This is a genomic window from Bradyrhizobium sp. 62, assembly GCF_023073035.1.
Taxonomy (GTDB): Bacteria; Pseudomonadota; Alphaproteobacteria; order Rhizobiales; family Xanthobacteraceae; genus Bradyrhizobium.
On record NZ_JADPIT010000032.1, the window covers coordinates 391034 to 402990 of the forward strand.

The window sequence follows — 11957 nt, forward strand, 5'->3', positions numbered from 1 at the left end:
TGGACAGACTTAACCCCATCCCGCGCTGATGCCGCCGTCCACCGTGTAGATCACGCCTGACGTGTAGCCCGCGCGATCCGACGCCAGGAACGCCATGAGATCTCCGATCTCGCGCGCATGCGCAGGCCGGCCGAGCGGCAGGCTCTTCTGGAATTCCTTGTAGCGGCTTTCGTCGCCGAACTGGTGCTTTGCCCGGGTCTTCAGCAAGGTGACGTGACGGTCGGTGCCCACAGGGCCGGGATTGATTCCGACCACGCGGATGTTGTCGGCGAGGCTCTTGCCCCCGAGCGCGCGGGTGAAGGCCATCAGCGCGGCATTGCCGGCGCTGCCGCAAATGTAGTTGGCGTCGAATTTTTCGCCGGCGGCACCGATGTCGTTGACGATCACGCCGCCGCCCTTCGCCTTCATCTGCGCATAGATCATGCGCGTGAGGTTGATGTAGCCGAACACTTTCAATTCCCAGGCGTGGCGCCAGGTCGCCTCGTCGATCTTGTCGATGGAGCCGCCGGGAATGTCGCCGGCATTGTTGACGAGGACGTCGATGTCGGCGGCTTCCTTGGCGAGCCGCGTCAAATCCTCGCTCTTGCGCAAATCGACGATGCTCGTGGCGGCATCGATCTGGTGCGCCGAGCGCAAGCGCTCGGCCAGAGCCTTGAGCTGATCGCCGTTGCGGGCGGCGAGGAGGAGATGGCAGCCTTCCTCGGCAAAGGCCTCGGCGGCAGCTGCGCCGATGCCCTTGGACGCGCCCGTGATCAGGACGCGCTTGCCACGCAGATGCAGATCCATGGGAGTTACTCGCAGGAGAGGAACGGGAATAAAATCAGTAGGCGGTCGGCCGCGCCATGGTCAACATTGCAGTGCAGCGTTGCACTGCCGCCGCGTTTGGTCCATTGCAGTGCGGTCAAAAAGGCGGCGGCTGCCGGAGCAATCAAGGACGTTCTCGATGAGCAAGAAACAATACCGGATCGCGGTCATTCCTGGCGACGGCATCGGCAAGGAAGTGCTGCCCGAAGGTCTGCGCGTTCTGGAGACCGCGGCGAAGAAGCACGGGGTGTCCCTTCATTTCGATCATTTCGACTTCTCGTCCTGGGACTATTACGAGAAGCACGGGCAGATGATGCCGGACGATTGGAAGGATAAGATCGGCAAGCACGACGCCATCTATTTCGGCGCGGTCGGCTGGCCGGCCAAGATTCCGGATCACGTCTCGCTCTGGGGCTCGTTGATCAAGTTTCGCCGCGAGTTCGATCAGTATGTGAATCTGCGCCCGGTACGGCTGATGCCGGGCGTGCCGTCGCCGCTGGCAAACCGCAAGCCCGGCGACATCGATTTCTGGGTGGTGCGCGAGAACACCGAGGGCGAATATTCCTCCGTCGGCGGCCGCATGTTCCCGGACACCGACCGTGAGTTCGTGACGCAGCAGACGGTGATGACCCGCATCGGCGTCGATCGCATCCTGAAGTTCGCGTTCGAGCTCGCTCAGTCGCGGCCGAAGAAGCACCTGACCTCAGCGACCAAGTCGAACGGCATCTCCATCACCATGCCCTATTGGGACGAGCGCGTGGAGGCGATGGCGAAGAAGTATCCAAGTGTGAAGTGGGACAAGTACCACATCGACATCCTGACCGCGAATTTCGTGCTGCATCCGGATTGGTTCGACGTCGTGGTCGGCTCCAATTTGTTCGGCGACATCCTGTCCGACCTCGGCCCGGCCTGCACCGGCACCATCGGCATCGCGCCGTCGGGCAACATCAACCCCGAGGGCAATTTCCCGTCGGTGTTCGAGCCGGTGCACGGCTCGGCGCCCGATATCGCGGGGCAGGGCATCGCCAATCCGATCGGCGCAATCTGGTCCGGCGCGATGATGCTCGAACATCTCGGCGAAAAGGAAGCCGGCAAGTCGATCGTCGATGCGATCGAGCGCACGCTGGCGGAGCGCACGCTCCGCACCAAGGATCTCGGCGGCAACGCCGACACCACGGCTTGCGGCAAGGCGGTTGCGGATATGGTGGATTAGAGCGCTGCTTTCCCCTCCCCCCTTGTGGGGGAGGGTGGCTTCGATGCGAAGCATCGAAGATGGGTGAGGGGTTGTCTCCGCGGAGACAGGCCTCTCAATTGTGCATTTCCCTTCGCGGACAGAACCCCTCATCCGGCGCTTCGCGCCACCTTCTCCCACAAGGGGAGAAGGGAAGAGCACCGTGCTCCGCCTCACGACCCCGCGATCTTCTCGATCGCCGCCTGATCCAGCCCGAACTTCTTCCCGGCCTCCAAGATCTCCTGCCAGGTGGTCGGATCGACCGGAATGCCTTCAGCCAGGCGCTTCTGTTTCGTCTCGCGCTCCGGCTCGCCGGCGATCTTCACCTTGTCGACGCCGACGGCGGGCGGTGAGCCGGTGTGCCAGGCGACGAAGCTCTCGACTTCGCGCGCGAGATTTTCCGCGGTGCCGAGCTTGGTCGGATCGATGATGATCGAGAGCATGCCGTTGAGGACGTTGTACTTGCCATCGGACGGGCCCTTGACCACCTGCCCGCCAGAGAGCGCGCCGCCGAGGATTTCGCACACCAGCGCGAGCCCCGACCCCTTGTGCTCGCCGAACGGCAGGATGGCGCCGTGCGGCGGGATCACGGTGTAGCGCGGGTTGGTGGTCGGCTTGCCCTCATTGTCGATGATGGTGCCGGGCTCGAGCTCGACGCCCTTGTTGTGGGCGACGCGGGTCTTGCCCTGCGCGATCCTGCTGGTGGCGAAGTCGAGCACGATGGGGTCCTTGCCCGCGCGCGGGATGCCGACGCAGAACGGGTTGGTGCCGTGGCGCCCATCGCTGCCGCCCCACGGCGCCACGATCGGGCGCGAGATCACGTTGACGAAGTGAATCGAGACCAGTCCGTGGTCGATGCACTGCTCGGCCCAGTGGCCGATCCGGCCGATATGGTGCGAGTTCGAGAGCCCAACGAGGCACACGCCGTTGCGCTTGGCCCGCTCGGCAGCCAGCTCCATCGCTTCATGGCCGATCACCTGGCCGTAGCCGGTGAGACCGTCGAGGGTGAGCAGCGGACCGGTGTCGAGCACGATCTTGACGTGCTGGTTCACGGCGAGGCCGCCTGTGGTGACGCTCTGGACATAGCGCGGGATCATGCCGACGCCGTGGGAGTCGTGTCCCTTGAGATTGGCCTCGACCAGATTGGTGGATACGAGCTCGGCCTCGCGGTCCGTGGACCCGCCGGCCTTGACGATGGCACTGATGGCTTCGATGAGCGGCTGTGCCTTGATGGTGCGATAGTCGGCCATTGTTGGTGCTCTTATCCCTTTACGATCCGGCGGCAGTGCTCCCACGCCGCGCCAATCAGGTTCTCGCTCGCCTCCGGGGTGCGGAACGCCGAATGCGCCGACAACGTCACGTTCGGCAGTTTTGTCAGCGGATGATCGCCGGGCAGGGGCTCGATGTTGAAGACGTCGAGGCCGGCATGGCGGATGTGGCCCGACTTCAGCGCATCGATCATGGCGGCCTCGTCGACGACGGCGGCGCGGGCGGTGTTGATGAGGATGACGCCCGGCTTCATCTTCGCGATCATCTCGCGGGTGATCATGCCGCGCGTTTCGTCGTTGAGCAGCAGATGCAGCGATACGACGTCGGCTCTCGCCAACACCGTGTCGAGATCGGCGAATTCCACGCCCGGATAGCTCTTCGGCGAGCGGTTCCAGGCGATCACCTTCATGCCGCTGCCTGAGGCGATGCGCGCGACTTCCGCGGCAATGCCGCCGAAGCCGATCAGGCCGAGCGTCTTGCCGGTGAGCTGCATGCCGTCTTCGCGCAGCCAGTTTCCGCCGCGCATCTCCCGGTCCATCATCGCGATGACGCGGGCCGAAGCCCACATCAGCGCGATCGCGCATTCCGCGACCGCCGTGTCGCCATAGCCCTTGATCAGGTGCACGGAGATGCCGAGCTCAGCGAGCTCCTCCGGGTTCATGTAACTGCGTGCACCGGTGCCGAGGAACACGACATGTTTCAGACCCGCGCACTTCTTTGCGACCTCGGTCGGCAGCGCGGTATGGTCGACGATCGCGATCTCGGCGCCGTCGAGGATTTCAGGATATTGCTCGGGCTTGATGTCGGGATCCCTGTGGATCCGCACCTTGGGATCGCCGGGCTGCTCCAGGCGCTCCATGATCACGGCCAGGGCTTCGTTGGCGTCGACGAAAACTCCGCGCATGACTCTCTCTCTCTTCGGTCAGGATGCGACGCCGGCGATCGCCAGCACCGTGTGCATGAGGACATTGGTGCCCGCGGCGCAATCGGGCTGCGTGGCGTCTTCCAGCTCGTTGTGGCTGATGCCGTCCTTGCAGGGCACGAACACCATTGCGGCCGGCATGATTGTGTTGAGATTGCAGGCGTCGTGGCCGGCGCCGGAGGTGATGCGGCGAGAGGAGTAGCCGAGCGTCTTCGCCGCGTTCTCGACGGCCGCAATCAACTTGGGATCGAAATGCGTCGGCGGCTTGCGCCAGACCAGGTCGATCTTCACCTCGACCTTGCGGCGTGCGGCGATCTCGGCAATCGCGCTGCGCAGATCGCGATCGAGCGCATCCATGATCGCGCCATCTGCACTGCGGCAATCCATCGTGAAGGCGATCTCGCCGGGAATGACGTTGCGCGACGGGTTTGCGATCACGGCCTCGCCGATGGTGCCGACTGCCTTCGGCCCGTGCTTGCTCGCAATGGCCTCAATCGCCAGCACGATCTCGGACAGCGTCGCCAGCGCGTCGCGCCGCAGCGGCATCGGCGTCGACCCGGCATGGCTCTCGAAGCCGGAAATCTTGCCGTCGTACCAAAGTACGCCCTGGCCGGAATCGACGACACCGATGGTCTTGCCTTCGGCTTCCAGGATCGGGCCCTGCTCGATGTGCAACTCGACGAAACAGCCGAGCTTCTGGAAACCGACCGGCTTGTCGCCGCGATAACCGATGCTGTCGAGCGCCTGGCCGACGGTGGTGCCGTCGGCGTCCTTGCGCGACAGGATGTCGTCGGTGGTGAAGTCGCCGACATAGGCGGCGGAGGCCATCATCGCGGGAGCGAAGCGCGAACCCTCTTCGTTGGTCCAGTTGACGACACAGATCGGCGCCTCGGTTTCGATCCCGGCGTCGTTCAGCGTGCGGATCACTTCGAGCGCACCGAGCGTTCCCAGAATGCCGTCATACTTGCCGCCGGTGGGTTGCGTGTCGAGATGCGAGCCGATGCCGACAGGCGGCTTCGACATGTCGCGTCCCTTGCGCAGGCCGAACTGCGAACCGAGCGCATCGGTGTGCACCTCTAGGCCGGCGTCCTCGCAGGCCTTGCGGAACCAGTCGCGCACCTGCTTGTCCTCCGCGCTCAGCGTCAGCCGCCGCACGCCGCCCTTGGCCGTCGCGCCGAACTGCGCGGTCTCGTGGATGGAGCCCCAGAGGCGGGCGGAATCGATTTGCAAATTGGTGGCGGCTCGGCTCATGCGGTCAGTCTCTCAATTGTCCGGCGCCTGTTTCAATGACGCGCCGGCGCGGGCGCGTCAACTGTAAGGCTGCCCTGCGCAATCTGACATGCAAGCTCTGCGACCCGCTCCACCGCCACGACATCGGGCGAGGCGAGCCAGCTGGCGGTGAATGTCAGCGGCGCGATTTTGAGATCGGTATCGAGCAGTTGCAGCCGCCCGTCCGCGAGCTCGCTCTCGACGATGGCGTCGGGGATCACGGCGATGCCGAGGCCCTCGACCGCCATGTGAATCACGGTCGCAAGCGAGGCGGAGGCGTGCAGCCGGATCGGCGGCAGCTCCGGCCGGTCGAACACTTCGCGCACGACCTCGTAGGGCCGCGTCTTCCGCGGAAATGTAATGATCGGAAACCGCGCGAGCTCGGCCCGCGTGACCGGCCCATGGCCGAGGCCGAGCGATGGGCTGGCGAGAAATCCGATCGGATAGTCGGCGAGAACGCGATTGTGCACCCCGGAGGCCGAGAGCGGACCGACGACGAAAGCGAGCTCGATCTCCTGTGCAAGCAGGCGCGCGGTCAGGTTCGGCGTGATGTCGACCTCGATCTCCAGCGATAGGTTCGGGTAGACTTGGTTCATGCTCTTCACCAGCCGCGGCAGCCAGGTGTGCACGATGGTTTCGGCGACGCCGAGCCGCATCACGCCGCGCATCGCGGAGCGATCGCCGATCTCGGCGATCATCGCGGCCCGCAGGCCGATCAGCTTCTCCGCGTAGACCATCATCTGCCGGCCGCTCGGCGTCGGCGAGGCCACGCGGTGGTCGCGATTCAGGAGCTTCACCCCCATCTCGCGCTCGAGCTGGGCAATGCGCTGGGAGATCGCCGGCTGGGTCGTGTTGAGGCGTGCTGCGGCGCCGCGAAAGCTGCCGAGCTTCACAACCCAAAGGAACGTCTCGATCGATCTGAAGTCCAGCATTGGAAAGATTTTCCCGTCCGATAAATGAAATTTATCGATATTGATTAGAAAGGAAGATTAGACTTTATAGCACGCGTGGTGTTGGCTTGTCTTTGTCGAGTTTATAGGCAGGTCGATCCCATGACTGTTTTGGTGGCAGTGCAGCAAACTGAAACGCCCGACACGCTCCCGAGCCGCAAGGCGCGGCTTGCCTTCCGCGAGGGGCTGGTCGCCTCCACCGCCGGCGTTGCCCCCGGCTTCGTCCAGGGCAATCTGGCGATCCTGCCGGCGGAATATGCCGGCGCCTTTCACCGCTTCTGCCAGCTCAATCCCAAGCCGTGCCCCATCATCGGCATGTCCGATGTGGGCAGTCCGCACATCCCGGCGCTGGGCGCCGATCTCGACATCCGCACCGACGTGCCGCGCTACCGCGTCTGGCGCGACGGCGAGGTCGTGGACGAGCCGACCGATGTGACAAAGCATTGGCGCGACGATCTCGTGACCTTCGTGCTCGGCTGCTCGTTCTCGTTCGAAGAGGCGCTGCTCGACGAGGGCATGCCGATCCGCCACATCGAGCACAATGTGCGCGTGCCGATGTATCGCACCAACATCGCTTGCGGCGAATCCGGTCCCTTCGCCGGTCCCATGGTGGTGTCGATGCGTCCGTTCAAGCCGGCGGATGCGATCCGCGCGGTGCAGATCACCTCGCGCTATCCGGCCGTGCACGGCGCGCCCGTGCATCTCGGCCATCCGCACCTGATCGGTATCAAGGACATCGCCAAGCCCGATTACGGCGATCCGGTGCCGGTCGCCGACGACGAGATCCCGGTGTTCTGGGCCTGCGGCGTGACACCGCAATCGGTCATCAACGCCGCAAAGCTGCCGTTCGCGATCACGCATTCGCCCGGCCTGATGCTGGTGACGGATCTCAAGAACAGGACCATGGCCGTGATTTAGTGGGCAGCGTTTGCTGCTTCTTCGAGCTTTACCGCATCCATCAATCGCTTCATTCGATCAGCCGAAATTCAGTAACAGGGGACTTTGCCATGACGATCACTCGCCGCGACGTATTGTTGGGAGCCACCGCTACGGCCGCGCTGGTGCCGCTGGCCGCCCGCGCACAGACTTCGGAAGTCGTGATCGGCGTGATCTATCCGTTCTCCGGCGGCAGCGCGCAGCAGGGCGTCGATGCGCAGAAGGCCTATGAGACCGCGCTCGAGGTCATCAACAAGGACACCGATTTCGACCTGCCGCTGGCGAAGGGCGAGGGCTTGCCGGGTCTCGGCGGGGCAAAAGTGCGCCTCGTCTTCGCCGACCACCAGGCCGATCCGCAGAAGGGCCGCGCCGAGGCCGAGCGCCTGATCACGCAGGAGAAGGTCTCCGCCATCATCGGCACCTATCAGAGCGCGGTCGCCGTCACCGTCAGCCAGATCTGCGAGCGCTATCAGATCCCGTTCGTCTCCGCCGACAACTCCTCGCCGAGCCTGCACCGTCGCGGCCTGAAATATTACTTCCGCGCCGCGCCGCATGACGAGATGTACTCGGCCGCCATGTTCGACTTCTTCGATGCGTTGAAGAAGAAGGGCACCAAGATCGAGACGCTGTCGCTGTTCCACGAGGACACCATCTTCGGCACCGATTCCGGTAATGCCCAGGCCAAGATCGCCGGCGAGCGCGGTTACAAGATCGTTTCCGACATCAAGTATCGCGCCAACTCGCCCTCGCTCTCGGCCGAGGTGCAGCAGCTCAAGAGCGCGAACGCCGACGTGCTGATGCCCTCGAGCTACACCACAGATGGCATCCTGCTGGTGAAGACCATGGGCGAGCTCGGTTACAAGCCGAACGCGATCGTGGCGCAGGACGCCGGCTTCTCCGAGAAGGCGCTTTACGACGCCGTCGGCGACAAGCTCGAAGGCGTGATCTCGCGCGGCACCTTCTCGCTCGATCTCGCGCAGAAGCGCCCGATGGTCGGCAAGATCAACGATATGTTCAAGACACGGTCGGGCAAGGATTTCAACGATCTCACCTCGCGTCAGTTCATGGGCCTGATCATCCTCGCCGACGCCATCAGCCGCGCCAAGTCGACCGACGGCGAGAAGATCCGCGACGCGCTGGCCGCCACCGACATCCCGGGCGAGCAGACCATCATGCCCTGGAAGCGCGTCAAGTTCGACGAGATGGGCCAGAACAACGACGCCGACCCGGTGCTGCTGCAATATGTCGGCGGCAAGTTCGTCACCATCTTCCCACCGCAGGCCGCGATCGCCGAGGCGATCTGGCCGATGAAGTAAGACACGGCGAGCGGAAGCAAGGAAGCAAATCGAGATCGTCGCAAGAGCCTCGTCATTGCGAGGAGCGAAGCGACGAAGCAATCCAGACTGTCTCCGCGGACAGATTCTGGATTGCTTCGCTTCGCTCGCAAGATTCTGGATTGCTTCGCTTCGCGCTCGCAGCCTGGATTGCTTCGCTTCGCTCGCAATGCGGAAAATTGGAGGAAGCCATCATGTCCCAAGCAAACGATGATATTTCGAGTAGGGGACCACCGGTGACAGCCCAGACCATTATCCAAAGTCTCGCGAGCGGCCTCCTCATGGGCCTGCTCTACGGACTGATCGCCGTCGGCCTCGCGCTGATCTTCGGCCTGATGGACGTCGTGAACTTCGCCCATGGCGAGTTCCTGATGATCGCCATGTATGTGAGCTTCTTCCTGTTCACGTTCTTCGCCATCGACCCCTTGCTGTCGGCGCCGCTGGTAGCCGCCGCGCTGTTCGTATTCGGAGCGGTGGTCTATTTGTTGATCGTGCGCTTCGCCATGCGAGCCAAGGCCAATGCCGGCATGGTGCAGATCTTCTCCACCTTTGGCCTCGCCATCGTGATGCGCGGCCTCGCGCAATTCTTCTTCACGCCTGACTATCGCAGCGTTCCGCAGTCCTGGCTCGGCGGCAAGACGATCTCGATCGCCGGCGTCTTCCTGCCGGAGCCGCAGCTCATGGGTGCGCTGGTTTCGATCCTGGCCTTTGCCGGCCTCTACTTCTTCATCCATCGCACCGATTTCGGTCGCGCGCTGGAGGCCACCCGTGAAGATCCCGGCGCGGTGGCCCTCGTCGGCATCGACAAGAACCGCGTGTTCGCACTCGGCTGGGGGCTTGGTGCCGCGCTGGTAGGCCTCGCCGGAGCGATCATGGCAAGCTTCTTCTATATTTATCCCGACGTCGGCGCGTCCTTTGCGCTGATCGCCTACGTCACGGTCGCGCTCGGCGGCTTCGGCAGCGTGTTCGGCGCTTTCGCCGGCGGGATCATCGTCGGCCTCGTCGAGGCAACCACCGCGCTGGTGCTGCCGCCGTCGCTGAAATCGGTCGGCATTTACGCCGTCTACCTGCTGGTCGTCTTCATCCGGCCGCGCGGCCTGTTCGGATCGATGTGATGGACAAGGATTTTGCCGCGCGGCGCCGCCGCGACCTCATCATCGCCGCGGTGTTGACCGCCCTGGCGGCGCTCGCGCCGCTGTTCATCAAGGACGTCTACGTCCAGAACATCCTGATCCTGACCTTGATGTATGCGGCGCTGTCGCAGAGCTGGAATATTCTCTCCGGCTATTGCGGGCAGATCTCGCTGGGACACGCGCTCTATTTCGGCATCGGCGCCTACACCACCGAGCTGCTGTTCACCAAATTCGGCGTGCTGCCATGGTTCGGCATGCTCGCCGGCGGCGCAGTCGCGGCCGCGATCGCGATGGGGCTCGGCTATCCCTTCTTCCGCCTGCGCGGCCATTACTTCGTGATCGCGACCATCGTTATCGCCGAGATCGGGCTGCTGCTGTTCCAGAACTGGGAATGGGCGGGGGCCGCGATGGGAATCACCATTCCGGTGCGCGGCGACAGCTGGCTGAAATTCCAGTTCATGCGCAGCAAGCTGCCGTACTTCTATTTCGCACTGGTGCTGTGCAGCCTCGCCTGGTTCGTCACCTGGTGGCTGGAGGACTCCAAATGGGGCTTCTGGTGGCGCGCGGTAAAGGACAATCCGGAAGCGGCCGAGAGCCTCGGTGTCGTCGTGTTCAACTCCAAGATGGGCGCGGCTGCCGTCTCTGCTTTCCTCGTTGCCATCGGCGGCGCCTTCTATGCGCAGTTTCTCGCCTATATCGATCCTGAAAGCGTCATGGGCTTCCAGTTCTCGCTGCTGATGGCGTTGCCGGCCGTGCTCGGCGGCATCGGCACGCTCTGGGGGCCCGTGTTAGGGGCGGCCATCCTGATCCCGATGACGGAGCTGACGCGCTCCTATATCGGCGGCTCCGGCCGCGGCGTCGATCTCATCGTCTACGGCACGCTGATCGTGCTGATTTCGCTCGCCCTGCCGCAGGGGCTGGTGAGCCTGTTCTCTCGTGCGAAGCGGAAGGGAGCCACGCGATGACCCCGCTGCTTGAAACCCGCGGCGTCTGGCAGCGCTTCGGCGGCCTCGTCGCCAACAACGACGTCTCGATCTCGGTCGGCCGCGGCGAGATCGTCGGCCTGATCGGCCCGAATGGAGCCGGCAAGTCGACGCTGTTCAATCTCATCGCCGGCGTGCTGCCGCCGACGCAAGGCTCGATCTGGTTCGACGGCGAGGATGTCACCAGCATGCCGGCCGCCGAGCGCTGCCAGCGCGGCGTCGGTCGCACCTTCCAGGTCGTCAAGAGCTTCGAGACCATGACCGTTATCGACAACGTCATCGTCGGCGCTCTCGTGCGCAACACCGTAATGCGCGAGGCACGCCGCAAGGCTCATGAGGTGCTCGAATTTACCGGCCTTGCCGCGCGCGCCAACGTGCTCGCGAGCGACCTCGTGCCGGCCGAAAAGCGCCGCCTTGAAGTCGCGCGCGCGCTTGCAACAGAACCGAAATTGCTGCTGCTCGACGAAGTCCTCACTGGTCTTACGCCGACCGAGGCGCAGACCGGCGTCGCCCTGGTGCGCAAGGTGCGTGACGCCGGCATCACCGTGCTGATGGTCGAGCACGTCATGGAGATCGTGATGCCGCTGGTCGATCGCGCCATCGTGCTCGACCTCGGCAAGGTGCTGGTCGAGGGCAAGCCCACTGAAATCGTTCGCGATCCCAAGGTGATCAGCGCATATCTGGGAGATCGTCATGCTGTCGGTGCGTGAAGTCACGACCGCCTATCAGGGCCTGGTCGCGATCTCCGGGGTCAGCATCGAAGTCGCCAAGGGCGAGATCGTCTGCGTCGCCGGCGCCAACGGCGCGGGCAAGTCGACGCTGCTGAAATCCATCGCCGGCGCCGAGCGCCCGCGATCGGGCACGGTGACGTTCGACGGCAAGCGCCTCGACGGCATGGCGCAGCACCACATCACGGCGACCGGCATCGCCTATGTGCCGGAGAACCGCCGCCTGTTTCCGCGCCTCTCCGTGCGCGACAATCTACGCCTCGGCAGCTATCTCTATCGCGGCGAGGCCGATCGCGAGAGCCCGCTCGATCTCGTGTTCCAGCTCTTTCCGCGCCTCTCCGAGCGCCTCGAGCAGCGGGCCGAGACGCTATCCGGCGGCGAGCAGCAGATGCTCGCAA

11 protein-coding genes and 1 pseudogene are annotated in these 11957 nt (G+C 64.1%); 7 read left to right on the plus strand and 5 right to left on the minus strand.

The annotated features are described in order from the left end of the window. Positions 1-9 precede the first annotated feature (9 nt). Positions 10-786 carry an SDR family oxidoreductase gene (locus tag IVB47_RS31240; RefSeq protein ID WP_027568933.1) on the minus strand — a complete coding sequence of 259 codons (777 nt, stop codon included), beginning with the start codon at positions 784-786 and terminating at the stop codon, positions 10-12. A 157-nt stretch (positions 787-943) separates the two neighbouring features. On the opposite strand from IVB47_RS31240, the gene IVB47_RS31245 reads away from it, so the two are divergent. Next, entirely contained in the window at positions 944-2017 is a 1074-nt protein-coding gene (locus tag IVB47_RS31245; RefSeq protein WP_247467252.1) for a tartrate dehydrogenase, read from the plus strand. Positions 2018-2208: 191 nt separating this feature from the next. Here the strand turns inward: IVB47_RS31245 and IVB47_RS31250 are convergent, their stop codons facing one another. From IVB47_RS31250 to IVB47_RS31265, 4 genes are read right to left on the minus strand one after another with little or no spacing between them, the layout of a single operon-like run. Further along, positions 2209-3285: a malate/lactate/ureidoglycolate dehydrogenase gene (locus IVB47_RS31250; RefSeq protein ID WP_247467255.1), complete on the minus strand. Its 1077-nt coding sequence runs from the start codon at positions 3283-3285 to the stop codon at positions 2209-2211. Positions 3286-3296: 11 nt separating this feature from the next. Next, a complete protein-coding gene (locus tag IVB47_RS31255) occupies positions 3297-4208 on the minus strand; it encodes an NAD(P)-dependent oxidoreductase (protein WP_247467258.1) in 912 nt (303 codons plus the stop codon). Positions 4209-4226: 18 nt separating this feature from the next. Beyond that, positions 4227-5477 (minus strand): Zn-dependent hydrolase, encoded by a 1251-nt coding sequence (locus IVB47_RS31260; protein ID WP_247467259.1) that lies wholly within the window; start codon positions 5475-5477, stop codon positions 4227-4229. A 32-nt stretch (positions 5478-5509) separates the two neighbouring features. Further along, entirely contained in the window at positions 5510-6427 is a 918-nt protein-coding gene (locus tag IVB47_RS31265; protein ID WP_247288607.1) for a LysR family transcriptional regulator, read from the minus strand. Positions 6428-6547: 120 nt separating this feature from the next. Here IVB47_RS31265 and IVB47_RS31270 point away from each other — a divergent pair, with 120 nt between their 5' ends. The 6 genes and pseudogenes from IVB47_RS31270 to IVB47_RS31295 form a co-directional block, all read left to right on the plus strand. Then, positions 6548-7363 carry a putative hydro-lyase gene (locus IVB47_RS31270; RefSeq protein ID WP_247467262.1) on the plus strand — a complete coding sequence of 272 codons (816 nt, stop codon included), beginning with the start codon at positions 6548-6550 and terminating at the stop codon, positions 7361-7363. Between the two features lie 89 nt (positions 7364-7452). Next, positions 7453-8697 (plus strand): ABC transporter substrate-binding protein, encoded by a 1245-nt coding sequence (locus tag IVB47_RS31275; RefSeq protein WP_027568940.1) that lies wholly within the window; start codon positions 7453-7455, stop codon positions 8695-8697. 254 nt (positions 8698-8951) lie between these two features. Then, a complete protein-coding gene (locus IVB47_RS31280) occupies positions 8952-9830 on the plus strand; it encodes a branched-chain amino acid ABC transporter permease (RefSeq protein WP_026233279.1) in 879 nt (292 codons plus the stop codon). Continuing rightward, positions 9830-10813, plus strand: a complete 984-nt coding sequence (locus tag IVB47_RS31285; protein ID WP_007593738.1) for a branched-chain amino acid ABC transporter permease — start codon at positions 9830-9832, stop codon at positions 10811-10813. Before IVB47_RS31280 ends, IVB47_RS31285 begins: the two co-directional genes overlap by 1 nt. Continuing rightward, on the plus strand, positions 10810-11541 hold the full coding sequence (locus IVB47_RS31290) for an ABC transporter ATP-binding protein (RefSeq protein ID WP_247467265.1): 732 nt from the start codon (positions 10810-10812) through the stop codon (positions 11539-11541). The genes IVB47_RS31285 and IVB47_RS31290 overlap by 4 nt, the downstream gene beginning before the upstream one ends. 31 nt (positions 11542-11572) lie before the next feature. Continuing rightward, positions 11573-11957: pseudogene (locus tag IVB47_RS31295) on the plus strand (ATP-binding cassette domain-containing protein); the annotation flags it as partial.